23 protein-coding genes are annotated in these 24,675 nt (G+C 68.7%); 14 read left to right on the forward strand and 9 right to left on the reverse strand.

Translation table 11 applies throughout. The annotated features are described in order from the left end of the window. Positions 1-237: 237 nt before the first annotated feature. Together HNP48_RS19675 and apaG are read right to left on the reverse strand one after the other, a co-directional pair. A complete protein-coding gene (locus HNP48_RS19675) occupies positions 238-2,223 on the reverse strand; it encodes a site-specific recombinase (protein WP_184860158.1) in 1,986 nt (661 codons plus the stop codon). Then, positions 2,220-2,627 carry a Co2+/Mg2+ efflux protein ApaG gene (gene apaG / locus HNP48_RS19680; protein WP_184860160.1) on the reverse strand — a complete coding sequence of 136 codons (408 nt, stop codon included), beginning with the start codon at positions 2,625-2,627 and terminating at the stop codon, positions 2,220-2,222. Before apaG ends, HNP48_RS19675 begins: the two co-directional genes overlap by 4 nt. A 29-nt stretch (positions 2,628-2,656) precedes the next feature. Between apaG and rpe the strand changes: the two genes are divergently transcribed. Next, a complete protein-coding gene (gene rpe / locus HNP48_RS19685) occupies positions 2,657-3,337 on the forward strand; it encodes a ribulose-phosphate 3-epimerase (RefSeq protein ID WP_184860162.1) in 681 nt (226 codons plus the stop codon). 135 nt (positions 3,338-3,472) lie between these two features. Here rpe and HNP48_RS19690 read toward each other — a convergent pair whose 3' ends face one another. The 3 genes from HNP48_RS19690 to HNP48_RS19700 form a co-directional block, all read right to left on the reverse strand. Continuing rightward, positions 3,473-3,862, reverse strand: coding sequence for a hypothetical protein (locus HNP48_RS19690; RefSeq protein WP_184860164.1), 390 nt, complete (start codon positions 3,860-3,862; stop codon positions 3,473-3,475). 157 nt (positions 3,863-4,019) lie between these two features. Then, positions 4,020-6,167 (reverse strand): HAMP domain-containing sensor histidine kinase, encoded by a 2,148-nt coding sequence (locus HNP48_RS19695; protein WP_184860166.1) that lies wholly within the window; start codon positions 6,165-6,167, stop codon positions 4,020-4,022. 168 nt (positions 6,168-6,335) lie between these two features. Continuing rightward, the gene (locus HNP48_RS19700; RefSeq protein WP_184860168.1) at positions 6,336-7,031 is read right to left on the reverse strand and encodes a response regulator transcription factor; all 696 of its coding nucleotides are present in this window, start codon (positions 7,029-7,031) and stop codon (positions 6,336-6,338) included. A gap of 230 nt (positions 7,032-7,261) precedes the next feature. Between HNP48_RS19700 and HNP48_RS19705 the strand changes: the two genes are divergently transcribed. From HNP48_RS19705 to HNP48_RS19715, 3 genes are all read left to right on the forward strand, one after another. Then, positions 7,262-8,599, forward strand: a complete 1,338-nt coding sequence (locus HNP48_RS19705; protein WP_184860170.1) for an SPFH domain-containing protein — start codon at positions 7,262-7,264, stop codon at positions 8,597-8,599. 53 nt (positions 8,600-8,652) lie between these two features. Then, on the forward strand, positions 8,653-10,119 hold the full coding sequence (locus HNP48_RS19710) for a hypothetical protein (RefSeq protein ID WP_184860631.1): 1,467 nt from the start codon (positions 8,653-8,655) through the stop codon (positions 10,117-10,119). A gap of 76 nt (positions 10,120-10,195) precedes the next feature. Continuing rightward, positions 10,196-10,912, forward strand: coding sequence for a phosphoglycolate phosphatase (locus HNP48_RS19715; RefSeq protein WP_184860172.1), 717 nt, complete (start codon positions 10,196-10,198; stop codon positions 10,910-10,912). Between the two features lie 7 nt (positions 10,913-10,919). Here HNP48_RS19715 and HNP48_RS19720 read toward each other — a convergent pair whose 3' ends face one another. After that, positions 10,920-12,572: a methyl-accepting chemotaxis protein gene (locus tag HNP48_RS19720; protein ID WP_184860174.1), complete on the reverse strand. Its 1,653-nt coding sequence runs from the start codon at positions 12,570-12,572 to the stop codon at positions 10,920-10,922. A 231-nt stretch (positions 12,573-12,803) separates the two neighbouring features. Next, a complete protein-coding gene (locus HNP48_RS19725) occupies positions 12,804-13,394 on the reverse strand; it encodes a chalcone isomerase family protein (RefSeq protein WP_184860176.1) in 591 nt (196 codons plus the stop codon). Positions 13,395-13,761: 367 nt separating this feature from the next. On the opposite strand from HNP48_RS19725, the gene trpE reads away from it, so the two are divergent. The 9 genes from trpE (at position 13,762) to HNP48_RS19770 (ending at position 20,744) form a co-directional block, all read left to right on the forward strand. Next, entirely contained in the window at positions 13,762-15,261 is a 1,500-nt protein-coding gene (gene trpE, locus HNP48_RS19730; RefSeq protein WP_184860178.1) for an anthranilate synthase component I, read from the forward strand. Further along, entirely contained in the window at positions 15,258-15,617 is a 360-nt protein-coding gene (locus tag HNP48_RS19735; RefSeq protein ID WP_184860180.1) for a chorismate mutase, read from the forward strand. Before trpE ends, HNP48_RS19735 begins: the two co-directional genes overlap by 4 nt. Then, entirely contained in the window at positions 15,614-16,198 is a 585-nt protein-coding gene (locus HNP48_RS19740) for an aminodeoxychorismate/anthranilate synthase component II (RefSeq protein ID WP_184860182.1), read from the forward strand. The genes HNP48_RS19735 and HNP48_RS19740 overlap by 4 nt, the downstream gene beginning before the upstream one ends. Further along, entirely contained in the window at positions 16,195-16,863 is a 669-nt protein-coding gene (locus tag HNP48_RS19745; RefSeq protein ID WP_184860184.1) for a LysE family translocator, read from the forward strand. The genes HNP48_RS19740 and HNP48_RS19745 overlap by 4 nt, the downstream gene beginning before the upstream one ends. A 25-nt stretch (positions 16,864-16,888) precedes the next feature. After that, complete coding sequence (gene trpD / locus HNP48_RS19750; protein ID WP_184860186.1) at positions 16,889-17,920, forward strand: anthranilate phosphoribosyltransferase; 1,032 nt, start codon at positions 16,889-16,891, stop codon at positions 17,918-17,920. A gap of 35 nt (positions 17,921-17,955) precedes the next feature. Continuing rightward, positions 17,956-18,510 carry a hypothetical protein gene (locus tag HNP48_RS19755; protein ID WP_184860189.1) on the forward strand — a complete coding sequence of 185 codons (555 nt, stop codon included), beginning with the start codon at positions 17,956-17,958 and terminating at the stop codon, positions 18,508-18,510. Positions 18,511-18,648: 138 nt separating this feature from the next. Next, positions 18,649-19,122 (forward strand): hypothetical protein, encoded by a 474-nt coding sequence (locus HNP48_RS19760; protein ID WP_184860191.1) that lies wholly within the window; start codon positions 18,649-18,651, stop codon positions 19,120-19,122. Between the two features lie 99 nt (positions 19,123-19,221). Then, positions 19,222-20,022, forward strand: coding sequence for an indole-3-glycerol phosphate synthase TrpC (gene trpC / locus HNP48_RS19765; protein ID WP_184860193.1), 801 nt, complete (start codon positions 19,222-19,224; stop codon positions 20,020-20,022). 17 nt (positions 20,023-20,039) lie between these two features. After that, positions 20,040-20,744 (forward strand): uracil-DNA glycosylase, encoded by a 705-nt coding sequence (locus HNP48_RS19770; protein WP_184860195.1) that lies wholly within the window; start codon positions 20,040-20,042, stop codon positions 20,742-20,744. Here HNP48_RS19770 and HNP48_RS19775 read toward each other — a convergent pair. Then, positions 20,738-22,792: an alkyl/aryl-sulfatase gene (locus HNP48_RS19775; protein WP_184860198.1), complete on the reverse strand. Its 2,055-nt coding sequence runs from the start codon at positions 22,790-22,792 to the stop codon at positions 20,738-20,740. The genes HNP48_RS19770 and HNP48_RS19775 overlap by 7 nt on opposite strands. A 105-nt stretch (positions 22,793-22,897) precedes the next feature. Between HNP48_RS19775 and HNP48_RS19780 the strand changes: the two genes are divergently transcribed. Further along, on the forward strand, positions 22,898-23,614 hold the full coding sequence (locus HNP48_RS19780; RefSeq protein WP_184860200.1) for a Crp/Fnr family transcriptional regulator: 717 nt from the start codon (positions 22,898-22,900) through the stop codon (positions 23,612-23,614). Between the two features lie 33 nt (positions 23,615-23,647). On the opposite strand, the gene HNP48_RS19785 is transcribed toward HNP48_RS19780, so the two are convergent. Beyond that, complete coding sequence (locus HNP48_RS19785) at positions 23,648-24,559, reverse strand: LysR family transcriptional regulator (protein WP_184860202.1); 912 nt, start codon at positions 24,557-24,559, stop codon at positions 23,648-23,650. Between the last annotated feature and the right edge of the window lie 116 nt (positions 24,560-24,675).

The following is a 24,675-nucleotide window of genomic DNA, read 5'->3' on the forward strand; positions in this document are numbered from 1 at the left end:
CGCTACCGGCCAGATCACATCCGTGCGGCGCGGCGTGGTGCACAGCCATGACCCAGCGGAGCGCCGCTGGTGCGCCGTTACCTTAACGTACCCGGCAAAGGCCACAGGATCCGCTTCGGTTTTGCCGAAGCACCGTGGTCTGCCAGGGTGCGCCTAATTTAACTGCCGCTGCAGCGGCTTCTTGTAGGACAGTTTCGAGCTTTGTAAGAAGCTGTGGGCGCCCGGTGTCCGTGTGTTTCAGCCGGTTGCCGAACGTCCCCGCCCCGGCATGAAGAAGCTCAAGGGGGCCGAGCGCAGCCGCTGGCGGATGGCGGCGTAGATGCGCGAGCGGTCCACGCCGCTCACGTTCTGCGCACGCAGTGCCACGCTGAACGCGAGGTAGAAGCTCACCGTGACGTTGAGTGCACCGATCAACGGAATGGCCGCCACGGCCCACCAGAAGGCAGGCATGTGCAGTGTGGGCGGGCCCAGCGAGGCCAGGGCTGCGCCGATCTGCCCGGTGGACAGGGTCACATGGCGCACATCCAGCCCCAGGCCGAAGAAGCCCGCGATCGCGGGCACCAGGCCGAGCATGAAGCCCAGTGAGATGTTGGCCGCAAAGCCCGAGATGTTCTCGCGCAGGAACTGGGCCCAGCGCGCTGCACGGGCCTGGCCCAGCAGGCCTGTGATGCGCGGGTTGTAGCGCATGGCCGAATCGAGCCGGTGCAGCACGAACCAGTTCTCGGTCCAGCCCGCGATGATGCTGGCCACGAACAGCAGCACCCCGGTGAAAGCGGCGAAGAACAGCGAGGGCCCGAGCAGGTGCAGCGACTCGAACACATGCTCGGCCTGCCGGTGCGTGATGGCCGGTGCGCCGGTGGCCTGGGCGATCAGCCAGGCCAGCGCCAGCACGGCTGGAAACACCACCAGCACGTTGCCCAGCACAGCCGCCACCTGCGAGCGCACCAGGTGCGTGATTTCGTCCACGAAGGACTCGATGGCATCGCTGGCCCCGAGCTCCTTGAGCTTGGCCGCCATGGCCGGTGCCGTCATCGCGGGCTGCTTGGTGGCCACCGTGAGGTGCAGCAGCTGGATCAACACGAAGGTCACGGCGTAGTTCACGCCGGCCCAGAAGCCACCCCAGAAGGCCGACAGTGCCAGCGCATACAGGCCGAACTTGGCCAGCGTGGTGAAGGCCATCAGGGCCCCGCCGCCCGCGGCCTTCTGCACCATGGAGCGGTACTCGGCGCCCGTGCGGGTGATGTAGTGCTCGCCCGTCTCGGCGCTGCGCTCGGCCACCTTGGCCGCGAGCAGCGACGAGTTGGAGGCGAACAGCGCGCGCAGGCTGCGCCGCTCCTGCCCCACCAGCACCAGGCTGGCCATGAGCCTGGCGGCCGTCAGCGCGGGCTGGGGCGACAGCAGGCAGTCGAGCAGCAGGCGCACGCGCAGGATGCGCTCGCGCAGCTGGCGCAGGCGGAACACCAGGCCCACCGAGATGCCGTTGTCCTCGAAATGCGTGTAGACCGTGGCGGCCGCGGCGCGGCAGGCCTCCAGGCGATCGCGCAGGCGCTGCACCGCGGCGTCGAGCCGCTCGGGTGTGCGCAGGCCATGCAGTACCTCCACACGCAGGCTTTCCACGTCGTGGATCAGCGCGTGGAAGGGCTGGGACTCGCGCGCCGCCTCGCTCATGCGCAGGCGCAGCTCGGGCGCAAAGCCGGTCGAGAGGATCTGCCCCGCGCAGTAGGTGATGGCATCGAGCAGCGCCTTGTGCCAGCGCGAGGCGCCGCCCGTGTCCGTGGGGGCCAGCAGGCGCACCAGGCGCGCGAGCTGGGCTTCCTCGAGCGCCGCCACCCACTGCGCATCGAACTCCCCGGGCAGGGCCAGCATGAACAGTTCCGACGCATCGATGGTCTCGGGGCTGGCCGGCAGCAGCTTGGTGCGCAGGCGCTCGGCCACCTCGCTGGCCAGCGCCGTGCGCGGCGCAAAGCCGAAGTCGGCCAGCAAGGTGGTGATGTCCACCGTGTCCACCAGCGCCGCCCACCAGGCCTGGAGCCTGGCCTGCACCTCGGGGCGGGCTTCGGCCGCGTCCAGAAAGAGCTGCAGCCGTGCGATGGCGCCCGGCACGGAGTCGCGCTTGCCGCGCACCCAGCCGAGCAGGCCGATCAGCCACAGGTGGCGCTGGGCCGTGTCGGCGGCCGGGTCCAGTTGCGCCAGGATGCTGGCCAGGTCGGGCGTGCGGCTCAATGCAGCACCCGGCCCGACAGCGGCTGGCCCGAGGGGCCCTGCTGGATGGCCTCCAGCATGAACAGGTCGATCGGGGTGTCGAAGGGCTCACCCTCCTCACCCACGCAGTGGAAGGTGCCATGCATGGTGCCGCTGGCCGTGCGCAGCCGGCAGCCGCTGGTGTACTGGAAGGATTCACCCGGCTTGAGCAGGGGCTGGTGCCCCACCACGCCCAGGCCCTTGACCTCCTCGGTGTGGCCGCGCGAGTCGCTGATGATCCAGTGGCGCGAGATCAGCTGCGCAGGGGCCTCCCCGGCGTTGGTGATGGTGATGGTGTAGGCGAAGCTGAACACCCCCGTCTCCGGCGCGGATTGCTCCGGCAGGTACTCGGGCTGCACCTGCACGTCAAACTGGTACTTTGGCATGGGCGAATGGTAACTGCGACAATCGGTGCATGAGCCGACCTTTCCGCATAGCCCCCTCGATCCTCTCCGCCGATTTTGCCCGCCTGGGCGAAGAAGTGCGCAACGTCATTGCCGCCGGAGCGGACTGGATCCACTTCGACGTGATGGACAACCACTACGTGCCCAACCTCACTTTCGGCCCCATGGTGTGCCAGGCGCTCAAGCCGCATGCCAAGACCGCTGACGGAACCGCCGTTCCGGTGGATGTGCACCTGATGATCGAGCCCGTGGACGCCCTGGCCGCCGCCTTTGCCGATGCCGGCGCCGACTACATCAGCTTCCACCCCGATGCCTCGGCCCATGTGCACCGCAGCATCCAGGCCATCCGCAGCAAGGGCGTCAAGCCCGGACTGGTGTTCAATCCGGCCCAGCCCCTGGATGTGCTGGACTGGGTGATCGACGACATCGACCTGATCCTCATCATGAGCGTGAACCCCGGCTTCGGTGGCCAGAGCTTCATCGATTCGGCCCTGCGCAAGATCGAGGACGTGCGTCGACGCATCGACGCCTCGGGCAAGGACATCCGCCTGGAAGTCGACGGCGGCATCAAGACGGACAACATCCGCCGGGTGGCGGATGCGGGGGCCGACACCTTCGTGGCAGGCAGCGCCATCTTCGGCAAGCCCGACTACAAGGGCGTCATCGACGCCATGCGCGTAGAACTTAAGTAACCCCCTGAGTCGCTTCGCGCCTTCCCCCTGGAAGGGGGACGCTCCCAGCGCCAGTGCTGGATACGCCGCCCTCGCGGCGGGGCGGCCCTTGCGCGGGAGCACTGGCCTCGCGTGTGCCAGTTTCAACCGTCGCGCTCACTGCGCTGGGACGATGATGGTGGTGGTCGTGGACTCGCGCAGCACACCGCCGCCGGCCACCGAGCCGCTCACGGCACTGCTCTCGACGCGGCGCACGCATTCCGAGCGCTCCTGCGCGCTCTGGAAGGCATTGCAGCGGTCGGTGCCGTTGGCGGCAGCGATCGGGCCGGGGTCGCTCAACTGGCCCTTGCGCGAGGCATCCAGCGCATTGGTGGCTTCGCGCAGGCAGGTGGCCAGGCTGTCCTGGGTGTTGTTGGTGTGGCACTTCTGGCGTTCCTGCTCGTAGCGGGCCCGGGCATCGCTGGCCGGCACCTGGGCGATGGCAGCGGTGGACAGGGCCAGCAGGGTGGCGGTGAGGGCGGGGGCGGCAAAGGCAAAGCGTTTCATGGAAAAGGCTCCTTGCGACGAGCGCGACAGGTGGGGGAGGCACCCATGCCAGGGTGCGAACGGTATGGGTGCAGCGTAGCCCCCGGTCCCCCCGCGCACTGTCGGACAGCGCCGCCCGGCACCGTCCGCCCTGGCGCCAAAGCCTTGTCGCTGGACTTCAGCCCAGCCGCTGGAACGTCAGGATGAACGCCACCCCGTCGGCCGTGTTGCGTGCATTGATGGTGCCGCCCATCTTGGCCATGTAGGTCTTGGCCACGAACAACCCCTGGCCCCGGTGTTCGCCCTCGCCCACGGGCGTGGGCAGGTCGGGGTCAGACACCCCGAGCTCGAAGATGCGCTCCAGCAGGTCTTCGGCAATCGTGGCCCCCACGTTGTGCAGCGTGGCGCTGGCCGTGGACTCCGACGCCGTGAGTGTGAGCGTAATGGCCGTGCCCGCAGGGCGGTAGCGGTCGGCATTGCGCAGGATGTGGGTCACCACATCCTCCAGCGCGAACTCGTCAGCGCGCACCACCACGGGGGTGTTGCCCCCCTCGTACACCACCTGGGCGATGCCCGCGAAGTGGGCGTTGTCCGCCACGTGGCGCAAAAAGGCGTCCAGGTCCAGCCGGCCCTGGGGCACATCGGCCGCCTGCAGCGCCTCGGCCGGCGAGGCCGTGCCGTAGAGCACATGCACGGCCTGTTGCATGCGCTGCACATAGCGGTGCCCTGGGTCGCCGGGCCCGCCGTGCAGCACCATCAGCGATTGCAGCGGCGACATGATCTCGTGGCCCACGGCGTGCCACATGTCGCGCTCCTGCTGGGCGCGCAGCTGCTCGCGCTGGATATCGTCCTTCACGCGTTGCAGCAGGTCGGCCAGGCCGCCCGCCAGGATGCCCAGCTCGTCCGAGCCGCGCAGGTCCGACACATCCAGATCACCGAGGCGCGGGCCGATGTGCCCGTCCTGCACGTTGTAGGACACGGCGGCCGCGCGGCGGGTGAGGGCGGTCACGCGGCGCAGCAGCCCGACCTCGACGATCAGCCAGGCCAGCGCGATCGCGGTCAGCATGGCGCCCAGGTACCAGGACATGCGCGTGGCCACGGCGGCCAGGCCCTGTTCCAGCCCGCGCAGGTTGCCGGTGAAGGTGACCACGTAGTTGCCCGTGGGGGTGTCGAGGATGTCCAGGCCCGAAGGCGTGGCGTGCGCATCGGGCGCGTCCAGCGGCAGCCAACTCACCAGGCGGATCAGCCAGGGCGACGAGGGCTCGGCCTGCAGCTCCGTGCCCTTGAAGGTGAGCGCACGCTCTTCGCCCTCGCCCATCTTGCGCACCTGCACCTTCTCGCCGGGCAGCAGGCTGCGCGTCACGTCCGTGAGCGATGCACTGGGCTGCGCGCCGGGTGCGTTGCTGTCGAACAGGGATGGGCCCTCGCCGGGGGCCTGCATTTCCACGCGCACGCGCATGCTGCCCAGGTCCTCGGGCGGCCAGACCAGGCGCTGGTCCTTGCGGAACAGGGCTTCGCGGAACAGCTCCACCGGCAGGCGGATGGAATAGAAGGTTCGGCGCTGGCAGTCGGGCACCGCGCCTGCCAGGTCGCGGCATTGGCCGTTCTGCCAGAGCCAGCCGCGGAAATCGCGCACCGGGCGCGCACGGGCGTCGAGCAGGTCGCCGCCCGCGTCCACGAAACCAGTCAGCCGCCCGCGCGCGCCGGGCAGGGTGCCGGCGGCCGTGCCCGATGCCGGCGCCATGGCCTCGAAGGGCGCGACCCAGCGGCTGGTGGTGCCGCGCATGTCCAGCGTCACGCGCGCGCGGTGCACGGCCGCCAGGTCCAGCGCGCCGCGCTCGCGGCCCGCCAGCTCACCCGCATAGAAGCTGCCCACGATGTAGATGAAACCGCCCGCATACGGGTTGTTGCCGATGGCCGCGCAGACCGAGGCGCCATCGGGGTACTGCACCGAGCAGCCCGCCATCTCCACCGCCTGCTGGGCCTTGTTCTGGTCGTCGAAGTCGATGGCCGAATAGGGCAGCAGCAGCGGGGCCAGCGGCGTGGCGCCCTGGCCCAGGCTGGCCGAGTTGAGCAGCGCCAGCTGCCCCGAGGGGTGGCGCAACCGCGCCATCACCTCGGCCTGGCTGCGCTGAAAGCCGTGCTGGTAGCTCTGCCAGGCGCGCTCTTTCTCCTCGCGCAGCAGCACCACGCTGAGCGCCACGGTAGCCACGGCCAGCAGGATGAACACGCTGCGCACGAGGATGCGCAGGCGAAAGGCCGGCAGGCCCAGGCGCGGCATTTCGAGCCGGGGCATTTCCAGGCCGGGGCGCAGCAGGCGCTTCATTTCAATTTTCCACCGTGCAAAACGCCGCACGCAGCGGATGAAACTGGCGCGGCCCAGGCCAGGGCCGCCGCGCAAGGGCCGCACCGCCGCGCTGGCGGCGTCCCCCTGCCCGCATTGCGCAGCAATGCGAGAGCGGGGGGAAGCGGCGCAGCCGCTCAGGGGGGTGTCTCATTTCGCCACCCAGCGGAAACCGCGCATGGGTACGTTCTCGATGCCCTCGAAGCCCGGATCCACCTCGCGCAGCGCCTCGCGGATGGTGCTCACGTGCTTGCGCACGTTGTCGCGGTTGCGCCCGCTCTTGACCACCTCGAACAGCTCGTCGTAGGAGACCACCTCGCCGCTGCGCTGGTGCAGCGTGGCCAGGATGCGCTGCGCCGTGAGCGGCAGGTTGATGCGCTCGCCGCGCCAGGTGGGGCTGCGCTGCCACAGCGGGTCCAGCACCAGTGCATCACCAGGGGCCGCGGTGGCAGCGGCCGGTGTGGCCGCCTGCGTGGTGCGCAGGATGTCGAGGAAGGTCTCGATGAAATCGGCCTCCTCGAAGGTCGTCTTCTGCAGGTAGTCCCAGGCGTCCAGCGCCTTCATGATGCTGCGGTAGATGGCCGCCGGCATGGCCGAGACCACCAGCACCGGCGTGCCCTGGCGCAGCTTGTTGATGGCGTTGATGAGGGCCACGCCCGCATGGCGCTCGCGACCGAGCTCGATGTCCAGCACCACCGCGTCGTAGTGCTCGCGCGCCAGCGCGGCCTCGGCCTCGTCGCGGGTGAACCACTGGTCGATCACGATGCCGCTGCGCGCACTGCGGATCCAGCCGGCCAGCTGGTTGCTGGTGGGCAGGTCGTCTTCGATCACGGCGATGCGGGTCATGGCGCTGAGGGGCAAGAGTGGTCCTGCACGGATTATCCGGGCCCCCTGCGGCGGGCGGTGTGAGTTTTTCTTCCGGGGGCGGAACGTTTGCACGGCCGCCGTGAGCGCTTTGGCGCGGCCGCCGCATTGTTGCTTCCGGGGCGGATGCGAAGAATTGGTCACCAATGCAGCACGGAAATCCGGTGCCGCAGAGCAGACACCAACCGCACCGAACTGACGAGGGAAACACCATGAAAGCCACCTGGAACCGCATCATCCGCGCCCTGCGCCGCAACGCCGCACCGGTCGAGCCCATCGACCCCACCGACCCCACACTGGACGCCGCCGTGCAGGACACCATCGACACCGCGCCTGCCGCTGCCACCCCGCGCCGCCTGCCCAGCGTTTCGGGCCGCACCCTGGCCTGCCTGGCCGCAGGCGCGGCCGTGGTGGCGGCGGGTGCCATGGTCTACCGGAACCCGCCCGTGCAGCACCTGGACCAGGGCGAGCTCGGCGTGCGCGTGAACCAGTTCACCGGCTCCGTCACCCAGTGGCGCGATGGCAGCGTCTGGGTGCTGCCCGGCCTGCACAGCGTGCGCGTGTTCTCGCTGCGTGACCAGACCTACCGCCCCGAGCAGATGCGCCAGGCCAACGGCGGCGCGCCGCTGCAGTCGGTCGAGGGCCTGTCCTTCGGCCTGGACCTGGGCGTGCGCTATGCGCTCGACCCGGCCACGGTGGCCTCGCGTTCGGGCAGCCTGCCCGACAACGTGGGGGCCGAGATCGTCGAGCCCGCCGTGCAGGGCCTGATCTACAAGGTGTTCGCCCGCTACACGGTGCGCGAGATCTTCTCCACCAAGCGCGCCGAGATCCAGCAGATCATCGAGACCGAGCTGCGCACCCGCCTGGCTGCCGACGGCGTGCTGCTGCGCCATGTGCAGATCGGCAAGGTCGACCTGCCCGCCGAATACCGCCGCGGCATGGACAGCCTGCTGGCCGAGGAGCTGGCTTCCGAGAAGATGCGCTACACGCTGGAGCTCAAGGACAAGCGCGTGAAGGAGACCGAACTGGACGCCAGCGCCGAAAAGGTGCGCCGCGAAGTGGCCGCCGAGGCCGCCGCGCGCGAGCAGGTCATCGCCGCCCGCGCCCAGGAAGAAGCCATGAAGCATGTGCTGCCCTTCAAGCAGCGCCAGATCGAGCAGCGCCAGCTGGAAGCCGAGGCCGAGCGCGTGGCCCGCGTCAAGGCCGCCGAGGGCGCGGCCCAGGCCCGCCGCATCGAAGCCAACGGCGAGGCCGACGCGCGCCAGAAGCTGGCCGAGGCCGAGGCCTTCCGCATGGACCGCATCGGCAAGGTCAATGCCGAGCAGATGGCGCGCGAGGGCGCGCTGGTCACGCGCCACCCGCTGCTGATCCAGAAGACGCTGGCCGACAAGCTCTCGGACAAGATCCAGGTCATCATCGCGCCCCCACCGACCAACGGCGACTTCATCGGTGCCGCGCTGCTGGGCGGCAACCGCAATGCCCAGGCCGTCGCCGCCCAGGCCAACACCGGTGCCGACGACACCGCCGCCGCCCAAGCCACGGAGCAATGAACATGAACCGCACCACCCTGACCCTCGTCGCGGCCGTCGCTTCGGCTGCCACCATGGTCGCCACCGCTGCGGTGCAACCACCGCCCGCCAGCAGCCTGGGCAATGCCATCGTCGTGCAGGACCAGGCCGTGCTGCGCGCCGCACCGCGCGAATCGGCCCAGCAGCAATCCGCCCTGTGGCAGGGCGAGGTGCTCGAAGTGCGCGGCGAGCGCCTCGACTACCTGCAGGTCTGGGACCACAAGCGCGAGCGTGGCGGCTTCATCCGCACCAGCGAAGTGCGCCGTGTGGCCGAGGGCGAGGCCGAAGCGCCGGCCCTGCTCTCTGTGCTGCGCTTTGTGCGCGACACCCCCGGTGCCGAGGCCCTGGGCATCGGCATCACCGCCGCCTACCTGCAGGCCGCCCCAGCCAAAGCGCTGGCCGGCGAGCAGGGCGCCCAGGCCTTCGATGCACTGGGCACCTTGGCCGACCGCCTGGCACGCCGTGCCTCGGCCGCCACGCCCGGCAAGGCCTCGGGGGCCACGCTGTCGGCCCACCTCGATGTGGCCAATGGCTACGGCGTGCGCTTCACCACCTACGAGGTCGAAGGCCGCATGCAGGTCTGCTACGACGGCGAGGCCTTCCGCCGCGTGCTGGCCATGCCCGTGGCCGATGCCGAGCAGCGCGCCCGCGCCGCCCTGGCCCTCACGCGGCCCGAGTGCGTGAACCCCGACCTGCCGGCGCACGAACGGGCGCGCGTGCAGGAATGGCAGTCCGAGGTGCTCGAACGCGTGGACGTGGCCGGCCTGCCTTCCTATGTGCGCAACCGCATCCAGATGCGCCGCGCCAGCGTGTGGAGCGCCCTGGCCTTCCAGCAGGCGCGCAAGGACGCCGCCGGTCCTGCCAGCGCCGCAGCCGCATCGCGCGCGCTGGCCGAGTTCGCCGGTGTCGCGAAGAACGACCTGCCCGATGAAGACCAGCCCGCCTACAACGACGCCGCCATGCGGGTCAGTGCCGTGCGCTGGGCCCTGGCACCTGCCAGCCTGCCCCCGGCCCAGGGCAGCCGCCCCGGCATCGTGACCGAGGCCGGTGCTCCCGGCGAGACCTGTGTGCTGCTGGTCGATGCCCAAAAAGGCGCCAAGGCCCCACTGCTGCGCCGCTGCACCTACGGCGTGGTCTGGGCCGGCTCGGCCAGCATCAACCGCGAGGGCACAGCCGTGTCCCTGGCCGTGCAGCCCCTGGAAGGCTGGCGCGAGCTGTGGGTGATGCGCAAGACCGCCGAAGGCTGGCTGGTCGACGTGCTGCCCCCGGCCGCCACCGCGCCCGAAACCGGTGTGGCCGAATGGGCCGGCTGGGTGCCTGGCGGCCAGCAGATGCTGGTGGCGCGCGAGGCGCGTGGCCAGGGCCGCTACCGCCGCAGCTTCGAGATCGTGCGCCTGGAAGGCCTGGCCACCGAGCGCGTGACCGGCGATGTGGCTGCACTGCCCCTGTTCCAGCGCTGGCAGGACCCGGCGTGGAAGCGCCAGACCCTGAGCTTGCGGTAACCCACGCTTTAAAATCCAGGCAGGCCGGGCCACCACGCCCGGCCTTTCTTCGTCTGTAACACAAGGAGCCCTCCGCATGTCCGCAACGTCCCCTCTGTCCGCCCTGTTGTCCCGCGTGGATGCCGCCATCGTGGATCTGGACGGCACCATGGTGGACACGCTCGGGGATTTTGCCGAGGCACTCAACCGCATGCTGCGCGAGCTGGCGCTGCCGGCCATCGGTGCCCAGGCCATCGAGCACATGGTGGGCAAGGGCTCGGAACACCTGCTGCGCTCGGTGCTGGCCCATGTGCTGGCATCGCAGGGCCAGGCGGTCGATGCAGCGCAGGTCGAGGTGCTGTACCCCGCGGCCTGGGCCAGCTACCAGAAGCACTACCTGGCCATCAATGGCCAGTACGCGCAGGTCTACCCCGGCGTGGTGGCGGGCCTGCAGGCGCTGCAGGCGGCGGGCCTGCGCCTGGCCTGTCTGACCAACAAACCCACGGACTTTGCCGTGCCGCTGCTTCAGGCCAAGGGGCTCGATGGCTACTTTGCACAGGTTTTCGGCGGCGACAGCTTTGCGCGCAAGAAGCCCGATCCGCTGCCCCTGCTCAAGACCTGCGAGGCCCTGGGCACGACGCCCGCGCGCACGCTGATGCTGGGCGATTCGAGCAACGATGCGCAGGCCGCGCGTGCCGCCGGCTGCCCCGTGGTGCTTGTGACCTATGGCTACAACCACGGCCAGGCCGTGCGGGCCGTGGATGCCGATGGCTTTGTGGATGCGCTGGCGGAGTTCGCGGCCGCCAGCGCCTGATGTTTCTTCAGGCCGCGATGCGGCGTTGACCGCTGGCCGGCAGCAGGCGCGCGGCATTGCTGGCGGCTGCGCGCGGCGCACCGATCGGCACGGCCTGGGTTGCTGCATCCGCATGGCCCGCGCCGAGGCGGAACACGGCCACTGCCTCCACCAACTGGCCGGCCTGGGTCTTCAAGCTGTCCGCGGCGGCGGCGCTCTGCTCTACCAGTGCCGCGTTCTGCTGCGTGGCCTGGTCCATCTGCGTGATGGCCTCGCCGACCTGGCCCACGCCCGAGCTCTGCTCGCTGCTGGCGGCGCTGATCTCGCCCATGATGTCGGTCACGCGGCGGATCGAGGCCACCACCTCGTTCATGGTGGCGCCGGCCTTGTCCACCAGGGCGCTGCCGCGTTCCACGCGCTCCACGCTGGTGCCGATCAGGCCCTTGATCTCCTTGGCGGCCTCGGCGCTGCGCTGGGCCAGGCTGCGCACCTCGCCAGCCACCACGGCAAAGCCGCGGCCCTGCTCGCCCGCGCGGGCCGCTTCCACGGCGGCGTTCAATGCCAGGATGTTGGTCTGGAAGGCGATGCCGTCGATCACGCTGATGATGTCGGCGATCTTCTTGCTGCTGTCGTTGATGCCCTTCATGGTGTCCACCACCTCGGCCACCACCTGGCCGCCCTGCACGGCCACGGTCGATGCGCTCATCGCGAGCTGGTTGGCCTGGCGCGCGTTGTCGGCGTTCTGGCGCACGGTGGAGCCCAGTTCTTCCATCGAGGCGGCGGTTTCTTCGAGGGCCGAGGCCTGCTGTTCGGTGCGTGCCGACAGGTCGTTGTTGCCCGAGGCAATCTCGGCACTGGCGGTGGCCACGCCTTCGGCGCTGTGGCGCACATTGCCCACGATGGTGGCCAGCCGCTCCTGCATGGCCGCCAGGGCCTGCAGCAACTGGCCGGTCTCGTCGTTGCGCGTGGCGGTGATGGGGTGGGTCAGGTCACCATCGGCAATGCTCTCGGCCGCCTGCTTGCCCAGTTGCACGGGCCGCACGATGGAGCGCGTGACCGTGAAGGCCAGCAGCGCGCCCAGCGCCACCGCGATCAGCGTGCCCACGCCCAGCAGCACCTGGCTGGCCTGGGCCAGCGCACCGGTATCGCTCTGGCTCGCAGCCAACTGGGTGGCCATGGCCGTGCGCAGGTCGTCCAGTGCCTTGAGGTACTGGTCTGCCAGGGGGCGCAGGTCCTTGTCCACCAGCGTGGGCACATTGGGTTCACCGCCGCGGTGCAGTTCGCGGATCTCGGCGAGCTTGTCGTTGTAGGCCTTGCTGGCCGCGGCGATGGTCGCCAGCTGCGCGCGGTTCTTCTCGCCCTGCACCAGGGCCTCGATGCGCTGGACCCTGGTCTCGATGCCCTTGGCCGTGGCCTGCGTGTCGACCGTGAGCTTGTCCATGTAGTCGCGGTCGATGGCCTTGAGGAAGGCCTCGGTGCGCACCCAGTTCAGGCGGATGTCGGCGGCCCAGTTCTCGACCAGGGTCTGCTGTTCAATTTCCTGGGTGGCCACGCGTTCGCTGGCGCTGTTCAAGCTGGCGATGCGCCACATGCCGGTGGCGGCGATCAGGGCGGTGATGAGCAGGATGGCCGAGAAGGACAGGCCCAGGCGCAGGCCGATGGAGAGCTTGGCGTGTTTCATGGTGTGGTCAGTCAGGCGCGAACGAAGATGCGGGGCGGAAGGCACGGGGCCGGTGGGTCGCTCCTGGGCGCGGGTAGCGCGGAGAATGCCCGGCGCATGGCGTGCTGCGGTGGTGCGCGCACAGGCTGCCGGGTCTTGAAAGGTTACGCCTGCGGCTGGCAGGCGCCGTGTCTGGCGGGTGACAGAAACGGCTAGGGCTTTCCCGAAAGGAAGAGGGCAGGGGGCGCGGGTTCAGGCGGCGGGCTTGCCCAGCAGCGCGTCCTTGAGCTTCCAGTCCGCCGGCGCATTGCCCAGCCAGATGCCCAAGAGGGCGTTGAAGAACTCGGGTTCCTTGAAGGGCTCGCCCTGGGGCTTGCCCTTGACCGTGATCACCGTGCCCGTGCCCGGGATCCAGTCCACCTGGAACTGGTCGCCCGCAACCAGCTTCTTGTGGTCCGAGAAGATCTGGCTCATGCGCATCACGCCGGGGATCAGCTTGGAGAAAGCGGCCCGGTCCATGTTGTCCTCCATGCCGCGCGAGAACAGCTTGCCCAGCTCGGTGGAGTCGATCTCGCGCAGCATGGTGATGCTCATGCGCTTGGGGCCTTTCTGTGCCGCGACCTCCTGCGGGGTGCCTGCCTTTTTCTCAAGGTAGAGGCCGGCGGTGTAGACCTTGAACACGGCCTTGTAGCGCACACCGGCGCCATTGAGCTGCAGGGTGCTGTCGGCCAGTTGGGTGGTTTCCTCGTACTTGACGTTGGATACGGTGATCGGCTGGGCCACCGCGGCACCCGCCAGCAGGCATGCGGCGGCGAATGCAGCGCATCGCTCCATCAGGTTCATGCTTGTCTCCTCGGTTCTTAAAATAGAACGGTCGTTCGTTTCCAATTGTTGCAAGGTCGGCCCGCGGCTGCAACAGGGTTTTCGAGTGGTCCATCATGGTGATTGCATGGGAAAAAACCGAAAGCGCCAAGACCTTTGCTACACTTTGGCCCATGTTCATTCACCACGTGTTCATCACAGGTTGCAGCGACCGGGGAGCCTGGCCCTGGCGTACGCCTGCTCGCCTGAACGCCTGATGGCACCTGGGCAGTTGGCCCCAGCGTGCACCCGTGGCCCTTTCTCGGGGCCGATTGAATGAACCGCAGCGCCCCCTTGTGTGCCGATTCGGCCGGGATTTCACGCGCTGTGACAGCTGGGAGCACTCCCCGTGATCACTGAACTCGAATTCAAAAGCCTGGCCGGCGAAGGCTACAACCGCATTCCGCTCATGGCCGAAGCCTTTGCGGACCTGGAAACCCCGCTCTCGCTCTACCTGAAGCTGGCGCGCACCAAGGAGGGCGGCAAGCACAGCTTCCTGCTCGAATCCGTGGTGGGGGGCGAGCGCTTCGGGCGCTACAGCTTCATCGGCCTGCCGGCGCGCACCCTGCTGCGCGCCAGCGGCTTCGGCGCCGCGGCGCGCACCGAGGTCGTCACCGACGGCCAAGTGGTCGAAACCGCCGAGGGCAACCCGCTCGACTTCATCGCCGCCTACCAAAAGCGCTTCAAGGTCGCGCTGCGGCCCGGCCTGCCGCGCTTCTGTGGCGGCCTGGCCGGCTACTTCGGCTACGACGCCGTGCGCTACATCGAGAAAAAGCTCGAAAACTCCTGCCCACCTGACACCCTGGGCTGCCCCGACATCCTGCTGCTGCAGTGCGAGGAACTGGCCGTCATCGACAACCTCTCGGGCAAGCTCTACCTCATCGTCTACGCCGACCCGGCTACGCCCGAGGCCTATGCCAAGGCCAAGAAGCGCCTGCGCGAGCTCAAGGAGCAGCTCAAGTACTCGGTGAGCGCCCCCGTGGTCAAGCCCACCGAGAGCCACCCCGCCCAGCGCGATTTCGCCAAGGCCGACTACCTGGCCGCGGTGGACCGCGCCAAGGAGCTGATCGCCGCGGGCGATTTCATGCAGGTGCAGGTGGGCCAGCGCATCCACAAGCGCTACACCGAAAGCCCGCTGTCGCTGTACCGCGCGCTGCGTTCGTTGAATCCGTCGCCGTACATGTACTTCTATGACTTCGGCGACTTCCACGTGGTGGGCGCCAGCCCCGAGATCCTGGTGCGCCAGGAGGGCACGCCCGACGGGCAGAAGATCACCATCCGCCCGCTGGCCGGCACGCGCCCGCGCGGCGCCACGCCCGAGAAGGACAAGGCGGCCGAGGTCGAGCTCACCAACGACCCCAAGGAGCGCGCCGAGCACGTGATGCTGATCGACCTGGCGCGCAACGACATCGGACGCATCGCCAAGACCGGCACCGTCAAGGTGACCGAGGCCTTTGCGGTGGAACGCTACAGCCACGTGATGCACATCGTGAGCAACGTCGAAGGCATCCTCAACGAGGGCATGACCGCCATCGACGTGCTCAAGGCCACCTTCCCCGCGGGCACGCTCACCGGGGCGCCCAAGGTGCATGCCATGGAACTCATCGACCAGCTCGAACCCACCAAGCGCGGCCTGTACGGCGGCGCCTGCGGCTACCTGAGCTATGCGGGCGACATGGACGTGGCCATCGCCATCCGCACCGGCATTGTGAAGAACGGCACGCTCTATGTGCAGGCCGCCGCCGGCGTGGTGGCCGACTCGGTGCCCGAACTCGAATGGAAGGAAACCGAGCACAAGGCCCGCGCGCTGCTGCGCGCCGCCGAACTCGTCGAGGAGGGCCTGGAATGAGCGGCCGCAGCATTGAGCAGGTGCAGCACTGCACCACCATGGCCGATGTGCGCCGCGAGATCGACGCGCTCGACGACATCCTCGTGCCGCTCCTGGTGCAGCGCACGGGCTACATGACCCAGGCCGCGCGCATCAAGCAGGCCGACACAGAGGTGCGTGACGAAGCGCGCATCCAGGCCATCGTGGACCGCGTGCGTGATCGGGCCCTGGCCCAGGGCGGCCAGCCTGACGTGCTGGAAGCCATCTACCGGGGCGTCATGGAAGCCTCCATTGCCTATGAACACCGCGAGTTCGTGCGCCTGCGCGCCGGGCACGCCAGCGACGCGGCCGCACAGACCGCAGGGAGCGCAGCATGAAACTCTTGATGGTCGACAACTACGACAGCTTCACCTACAACATCGTGCAGTACTTCGGCGAGCTCGGTGCCGAGGTCGAGGTGCACCGCAACGACGAGATCACCGTGGACGAGATCGCCGCCCGCCTGGCCGCCGGCCAGCTCGACCGGCTGGTGATCTCGCCCGGCCCCTGCTCGCCGGCCGAGGCCGGCATCTCGGTGGCTGCCATCCAGCACTTCGCGGGCAAGCTGCCCATCCTGGGCGTGTGCCTGGGCCACCAGGCCATCGGCGCGGCCTTTGGCGGCACCATCGTGCGTGCGCAGCAGCTCATGCACGGCAAGACCAGCGTCATCACCACCACGCAGCAAGGTGTTTTCGCGGGCCTGCCCGAGCAGTTCACGGTCAATCGCTACCACTCGCTGTCCATCGAGCGTGCCACCTGCCCCGAGGTGCTGGCCGTGACCGCATGGACTGACGACGGCGAGATCATGGGCGTGCGCCACAAGACCCTGGACATCGAGGGCGTGCAGTTCCACCCCGAGAGCATCCTCACCGAGCACGGCCACGCCATGCTCAAGAACTTCCTGGAGCCGCGGGCATGATCATCGAGACCCACCAACTGCTCATGTTCATCGCGGCCGGCTGGCTGCTCAATCTGACGCCGGGGCCCGACGTGCTCTACATCGTCTCCAACGCGCTGCGCTCGGGCACGCGCGCGGGCATCGTGGCGGGCCTGGGCATCACCACCGGCTGCTTCGTGCACATCTTTGCGGCCGCCGTGGGCGTGGGCGCGCTGCTGGCCGCGTCGGCCACGGCCTTCACCGTGCTCAAGTGGGTGGGGGCTGCCTACCTGCTGTGGATGGGTGTGCGCATGCTGTTCGCCAAGGCCTCGGGCGACGGTGGCAGCGGCGCCGCCATCGCAGCGGCACAGGCAGCGCCGGCCGCGGCCGTGTCGCTGCGCAGCGTGTTCATGGGCGGCTTCTGGACCAATGTGCTCAACCCCAAGGTCGCCATCTTCTTCCTGGCTTTCGTGCCGCAGTTCATTGCACCGGGCACGGACAGCAAGGCCCTGGCCTTCGTGCTGCTCGGGGTGCTGTTCAACCTCAACGCCATTCCTGTCAACGTGGGCTGGGCCCTGGCCGCGGGCTGGATGGCGCGCCGCGTGGGCGCAGTGCAGCGCGGCATGCACTGGCTCGACCGCATCGCCGGGGCGATGTTCATCGGCTTCGGCCTCAAGCTGGCGTTCTCTGACCGCCCAGCCCCCTGACAACGACGAGACGGAGACTTTCACCATGTCCATCACCCCCCAGGAAGCGCTGCAGCGCACCATCGAGCACCGCGAAATCTTCCATGACGAGATGCTGCACCTGATGCGCATGGTCATGAGCGGCGAACTCTCGCCCGTCATGACCGCGGCCATCATCACCGGCCTGCGCGTGAAGAAGGAAACCATCGGCGAGATCACGGCCGCCGCGCAGGTCATGCGCGAGTTCTCCACCAAGGTCCACGTGCCCGACAGCACGCACTTGGTGGACATCGTGGGCACCGGCGGCGACGGGGCCAACACCTTCAACATCTCCACCTGCTCCATGTTCGTGGCCGCAGCGGCCGGCGCCAAGGTCAGCAAGCACGGCGGGCGTGGCGTATCGAGCAAGAGCGGCAGCGCCGACGTGATGGAGGCCCTGGGCATCCACATCAACCTGACGCCGGAGGCGATCGCGCAATGCATCGCCGAGGTCGGCATCGGCTTCATGTTCGCGCCCAACCACCACCCGGCCATGAAGAACGTGGCGCCTGTGCGCCGCGAACTCGGCGTGCGCACCATCTTCAACATCCTGGGCCCGCTGACCAACCCGGCCGGCGCGCCCAACATCCTCATGGGCGTGTTCCACCCCGACCTGGTCGGTATCCAGGTGCGCGCGCTGCAGCGCCTGGGCGCCGAGCATGCGCTCGTGGTCTATGGCCGCGACGGCATGGACGAGGTCAGCCTGGGCGCCGCCACGCTGGTGGGCGAACTGAAGAACGGCCAGATCACCGAGTACGAGATCCACCCCGAGGACTTCGGCCTGTCCATGTCCAGCAACCGTGCGCTCAAGGTCGACACCCCCGAGCAGTCGCGCGAGATGCTGATCGGCGTGCTCAAGGGTGAGCCCGGCGCCGCGCAGGACATCGTCTGCCTGAACGCCGGTGCGGCGCTGTACGCTGCCAATGTGGCCAGTTCCATCGCCGACGGCCTGCAGAAGGCGCGTGCCGCAATCGCCTCGGGCGCCGCGCTGGCGCGCCTGGAGCAGCTGGTTACGCGCACGCACGCGCTGGCGGCCTGATCGCCGTAGCACGCATGGCGGCACAAGGGCACCGCATGTTGCGGAACGTCAATGATCTAGCGGCTGCCGTGAAGGAGGACGCCTGCCTGTGCCTGCCCGAGCGAGTGCACCAGAGGCCCGCATGGGCTCCTCCATGGAACATCCTGTACGTTTGGGGGATGGGCTATGTTGTGCTCCTCGTCCTGCAACCCTCGATCGCCAACGCGTGGTGGTGCATTGCGCTGGTCGTTGCCAGCGGCCTGGGAATGTGCTGGTGGCAGGTGCGGCACTTCACGTACCGGGTGCAATGGTTGCTGGACATGACCCAGCGTACGCTGCAGCCGGCGCGAGGCGGTTCGGTCATTTCACTGGACCTTGCACATTCCATCGGCATCATTCCCGGCCCTCCGGACCACGGTGTACTGTCCTGCGAAGTCGAGTTCCGCCACAAAGCGGCGGGTCCGATAGCGACCCTGTGCGCGGTGGAACTGCAGTCCTCCGATTCCGAAACGCTGTCCATGCAGATGGACTCCCTTGACCGGTGCGTGGATGAATTGGTGGAACGCCTCGGGATTCGGCGTTCAGGTGGCCGGTTGGTACCTGCCCGTTGAGTCAGAGGGCTTGTTGTGACTGGCAAACCTTCTCCTGGGCTCGAACGTCTGCGCCGTTTGTCCGCCTGGGTGGCCTTGATCGAACAGCGACCCAGGGCGTGGCTCCCGTTGAGCATCGGGGGCAGTAGCCTTGCTGAGTTGACGATCGGTGTACCGTTTTGCGGCATGTCAATATTGGTGGCGCTGGCCACGGTGATGATGACGCTGGATTTGCGGGCGCAGTATCTCTGGAGCATTTTCTGGTCCGTTGGTGTGGTTTTGGTTGGCTGCGCAACCATCGCACTGCGACATCAATTCCGGCGCAACCAGTCGCGGGGCTGGATATTGGATTTTCAACGCCGCACGCTCACGCCTTGGGGCCTGAAAATGCAAGACACTCTCGTTCTGCATGAAGGGTGCCGTTTAAGCTGGGAGTTCTTTGCAACAGCGAAGAGTCCGACATTCACTTGTCGCCTGATACTGCATCCTGGGCCAGTGGGCAGGAAGATTCTCTTGACGCGCGTGACGTTGCTGTGGGGTTCCAGGCGGGAACAAGCATTGGTTGATCAATGCTTGGAGCATTTGAACCGTCGTCTTGGTCTTCGGAATTTCGAGCCAGTGCAAGGCCGGTAGCGAGGGGCGGTGCCGCGCCGATGCTGGTCTCTTGTGTGCCGAAATCTTCGTGGTGTATTTTTGGCATGGCCAGTTTGAATTTTTCGTGAAGGTTTTTCCATGAGTGACATCCTCAACAAGATCGTGGCCGTCAAGCACGAAGAAGTCGCCGCCGCGATCAAGCGCATGCCCCTGGCGGCGATGCGCGCCGACGCCGAGAGCCGTGTGCTCACGCGCGACTTCGAGGGCGCGCTGCGCGCCAAGATCGCCCGGGGCCAGGCGGCCGTGATCGCCGAGGTCAAGAAGGCCAGCCCCAGCAAGGGCGTGCTGCGCGCCGACTTCATCCCCGCCGACATTGCCCAGAGCTATGCCGATGGCGACGGCACGGTGAGCGCGGCCTGCCTCTCCGTGCTGACCGACAAGCAGTTCTTCCAGGGCAGCGTGGACTACCTCAAGCAGGCGCGCGCCAGCTGCCAGCTGCCCGTGCTGCGCAAGGATTTCATGGTCGATGCCTACCAGATCTACGAATCGCGGGCCATGGGCGCCGACGCCGTTTTGCTGATCGCGGCCTGCCTGGACGATGCGCAGATGGCCGATTTCGAGGCCATCGCACGCAGCCTGGACATGGCCGTGCTGGTCGAGGTGCACGATGGCGCCGAGCTGGACCGCGCCCTCCAGCTCAAGACCCCGCTCGTGGGCATCAACAACCGCAACCTGCGCACTTTCGAGGTCTCGCTGCAGACCACGCTGGATTTGCAAAAGAACGTGCCGGCCGACCGCCTGCTGGTCACCGAGTCCGGCATCCTCTCGCCGGCCGATGTGAAGACCATGCGCGACGCGGGCGTGAACGCCTTCCTCGTGGGCGAGGCCTTCATGCGCGCCAAGGAACCCGGCGAGGCCCTGGCCAAGCTGTTCGCCTGATCCGCTGCAGGCTGCCCATGACCGACGCCACCCAACTGCAAAGCGCCGATCCGGCCGACTGGCCCGTGGCCGCCGGCTGGCAACCGCTGGTCGATGCCTTCTTCGCCGGTGCCCGCGGCCAGGCACTGCGGGCCTACCTGCAGACGCGCCTGGATGCGGGCGCCGCCATCTTTCCGCCCAAGCCGCTGCGCGCGCTGGAACTGACCCCGCCCGAGCAGGTGCGCGTGGTCATCCTCGGCCAGGACCCCTACCACGGCCGCGGCCAGGCCGAGGGGCTGGCCTTTTCCGTCGCACCCGGCGTGCAGCTGCCGCCCTCGCTGCGCAACATCTTCAAGGAGATGCAGCGCGACCTGGGCACCGCCTTCCCCGCCTGGCCCGAGCCCGGCGGCAGCCTGGTCAAATGGGCCAAGAACGGCGTGCTGTTGCTCAACACCGGCCTCACGGTCGAAGAGGGCCAGGCCGCGAGCCACTCCGGCAAGGGCTGGGAGGAGCTGACCGACGCCGTGATCCGCCATGTGGCCGAGGGCGAGCGCCCGGTGGTGTTCATGCTCTGGGGCTCGCATGCCCAGTCCAAGCGCGCCTGGATCCCGGCCGACCGCGGGCACCTGGTGCTCACCTCCAACCACCCCTCGCCGCTGTCGGCCCTGCGCCCGCCCGTGCCTTTCATCGGCAATGGGCACTTCGGCAAGGCGCGGGACTTCCGCGCCCAGCACGGCTATTGAGGCGCCGCCGGCCGGCCGGAGGCGGCAGCGCGTTCCGGGCGTGGTTCCACGATGGGGAACACGCTCTCGAAGCGGTCCAGCATGCCCATGAGGGCCGCCACCTTGCCGGCGTCGCCCTCGATCTTCAGCTGGCCTGAGCGCATGGCCTCAGGCAGGGTGGTCTGCTGGCCGGCGATGGCGTCCAGTGTGGCGCGGCCCAGCCGCACCGTGGCATTGGCGCCAGGCGCCAGGCCGGGCGATTGGGTAAGGGCGCTGTTCTCCAGGTTCAGGGCCACCTGCTCGCCGGTGTCCGTGAAGATCCAGTTGAGCACGATGTGCTGGCCCCGGGCCTTGTCGGCGTCCAGGCGCACGGCGAGGTAGTTGAAAAACATCTCTAAGGGCAGGTTGCGCACCAGGTCGCGCGATGCGGCGCCCGGGCGGGGCAGTTGCGGCACGCCCTGGCGCAGTTCCGCCGCCCCCTGCAGGAAGGCGTTGCGCGCCGTGGCCGATTCCATCTGGTAGCCCAGTTGCTCATAGGCGTTGGCGGCCAGCTGGCGCGCGGCCTGGTTTGTCGGCTCGGCAAACACCAGTTGCGAGGCGACCTGCGCCACCCAGCGGTAGTCTCCGCGCACATAGTCGGCCTGGGCACGGCGCAGCACGGCCTCGGGCCCGCCCATGTACTCCACCGTCTTCTTTGCCGCGGCCGCGGGCGGCAGCGCTTCGAGCTGTGCCGGGTTGCCTTCGTAGTAGCCCAGGTAGTGCTGGTACACGGCGCGCACGTTGTGCTTGAGGTGGCCGTAGAACGCGTGGGTGGCACCGTCTTCGGCCAGGGAGTCGGGCAACTGCAGCATCTCGGCGATCTCGGAGCCCACGTAGCCGTGGTTCATCCAGCGCACCGTCTGGTCGTGCAGGTACTTGTAGGTGTCGCGCTGGCGCGCCAGTGATCCGCGCAGCCGCGCCTGGCCCCACACGGGCCAGTGGTGCTGTGCGATCAGGATCTCGGCCTGGCTGCCATAACGGTGCAGGGCCATGTTCAGGTGCCTGGACCAGCCCAGCGCATCGCGCACCTGGGCACCGCGCATGGGCAGCAGGTTGTGCTGGGTATGCACCGCCAGCTCGGCCATGTTCAGCACCTTGAGCTGCGGGTAGTACATGACCATCTCGGCTGGGGCCTCGGCATGGGGGGTGAGCGTGAACTCGATGTCGATGCCGTCGATGTGCAGGGTCTCATGGGGCTTGTCGATCAGCCGCGTGGGCGCAATCAGGCCCAGCGTGCCGGGTGCGCCCGCCTTGCCCAGCCCGGCATCCACCTGGCCTTGCGCGTTGCGCGGCAGCAGCATGCCGAACTGGTAGAGCGCGCGCCGGCCCATGGCATGGCCGGCGATCACGTTCTCGCCCACGGCCTCGGCCATGAAGCCTGCGGGGGCGATGACCTGCACGCGCCCGGCATCCACGTCCTCCTGGCGCACCACACCGCGCACGCCGCCGAAGTGGTCCACATGGCTGTGCGAGTACACCACCGCGACCACCGGCTTGCGTGGCCGGTGCTGGTAGTACAGCGCCATGGCGGCCTGCGCGGTCTCGGTGTACATCAGCGGGTCCACCACGATCAGGCCGGTATCGCCCTCCAGGATGCTCATGTTCGACAGGTCCAGGCCCCGCACCTGGTACAGCCGCTCGGTCACCTGGAACAGGCCGCTCACGCGGTTGCGCTGGGCCTGGCGCCACAGGGCCGGATGCACCGTGTCCGGTGCGGTCTCCTGCGCGAGGAAGGCGTAGTCCTGCATGGCCCAGATGGGGCGGCCCTGGGCATTGCGCACGGTCAAGGCGTCGGCCGACGCAATCAGCCCGCGCCGAGCGTCTTCCATCGCCTGCGCGTCGTTGCGTGGCAGCCGTGCCAATGCGGCCTGCTGGGCCGCTCGCGTGGCGGTGGTGGCTTGCCGGGCCGCGGATGCACCGGGGGCGGCTTCCGGCACGGGGGCGGTGGTGCAGGCGGCCAGCAGGGCAGCGCTGGCCAGCGTGGACAGCAGGCGGGTGCCTGGGGCGGTGGAATGGGGGGCAGTGCGCATGCGATGGTGTCTCCAGAGGATGGCGGGAGAGGGGAAAATACGCAGCCGGTCTGCGGGCGTCTGTCGGCCAGCCGACACCGATTTTTAGCCCGCTGCCCCTCCGCCATGGATCTGTCCCCCTCTGCCGCCGCCTACCTGCCTGCTTTGCGCGAGGGCCGCTGGTTCAGCGCGCTGGCGCCGGCCTTCGCAGACCAACTGGTGGCGTTGGCCCACCCGCGCCGGCTGGAAAGCGGCGAAGCGCTGTTTCTGCGTGGCGATGCGCTGGAAGGCGGGCTGTTCGCCGTGGTGGAAGGCGCCATCGGCTTTTCCGGCGTGGGCGGGCAGAGCGAGCACGCGCGCGAGGCGCTGCTCACCCTCATGGGGCCCGGCACCTGGTTCGGCGAAATCGCGCTGTTCGATGGGTCGCCCCGCACCCACGATGCCCATGCGGTGGAGCCGTGTGTGGTGCTGCAGGTGCCGCGCCCGCCGCTGCTGGAGTGGCTGCACGGGCACCCCGCCCACTGGCATGACCTGGGTGTGCTGATGTCGGGGCGCATGCGCGCCGCCTTTGCCGCGCTCGAGGACCTGGCCCTGCTGCCGGCGCCCCAGCGGCTGGCGCGCCGCATCGTGGCCATGGCGCGCGGCTATGGTGAGCGCGTGGCCGACGCGCCGGCCCAGCCCCGCCTGCAGGTCACACAGGAGCAACTGGCGCTGATGCTGTCGATCTCGCGCCAGACGGTCAACCAGCTGCTGCAGGGCCTGCAGGCCCGGGGCATTCTGCGCGTGCAGCGGGGCGAGATCGAGATCCTGCAATGGCAGGCACTGTGCGCCGAGCGGTTCTGACCGACCGCAGGAGGGTGGCCTTGCAAGGGGGCGCTACCAGCGCCCCGGCAGCCGTTCCTTGAGCAGGTCCAGAAAAGCCTGCGCCGCCACCGGCAGACTGCGGCCCGCCAGTGTCTGCAGCTCCAGGTCGCGCAGGTCCATGCCCTGGTCGCTGATGGGCAGGGCCACGATGGCCCCTGCGGCCACCAGGTGGCGCGCCGCGATTTCGCTGGACACCGACAGCCCCCCTCCGTTCGCCACGAAGTTGAGCATGGTCTTGGCATGGTTGCTCACCAGCACCGGCGTGAGCTGCAGCCCCTGGCGGCTGCAGACGATGTCGACCATCTGGCGGATGGTGGTCTCGGGCGGGGGCAGGGCCAGCGGGTACTGGCCCATGCGGGCCAGGGTCACGCTTGCGGCATCGGCCAGGGGGTGGCCCGGCGGCACGAGGGCCAGCACCGGCGCGGTCTGGCGGTAGGCCACCTCGATGTCCTTGTGCGGCGCACGGCTGAAGCACAGGCCGATGTCGGCGGTTCCGCTGCGCACCGCATCGGGCACCTGGGCCGTGGGCAGGGACTGCACCTCGAACTGGATGCCTGCATGCGTGCGCTGGAACTCCACGCACAGCCGCGGCACCAGCTCGTTGGCGAAGGCATCCGAGGTGGCCAGCCGCACCTGGCCCGCGCGCAGGCCCTGCAGTGCGCCGATCTCGCCCAGGGCGCGTTCGGCATCGAGCACGGTGCGCCGTGCATGCGTGGCCAGGATCTCGCCGGCCGCCGTGAGCACCATGCCGCGCGGATGCCGCTCGAACAGCGGTATGCCCAACTGCGACTCCAATCCCGCGATCTGCCGGCTCAAGGCCGAGGCGGCCACGTGCAACCGCGCCGAGGCCTCGGTCAGCGAGCCACTCTGCGCCACTTCGAGGAAGTAGCGCAGGGCGGTGTCTTGCAGGAGCTGGGCGCGCATGGGAGGGGCTGTAAGGTCGGTTTGCCGCCAATCATCTCAAAAACCGAAGCGCTTTGCTGTTACGGCAAAGCCATTTGCTGATTTGGTGGTGGTCATACGACTGCCACATTCCTAAG

Source organism: Acidovorax soli (assembly GCF_014207955.1).
Taxonomy (GTDB): Bacteria; Pseudomonadota; Gammaproteobacteria; order Burkholderiales; family Burkholderiaceae_C; genus Acidovorax; species Acidovorax soli_A.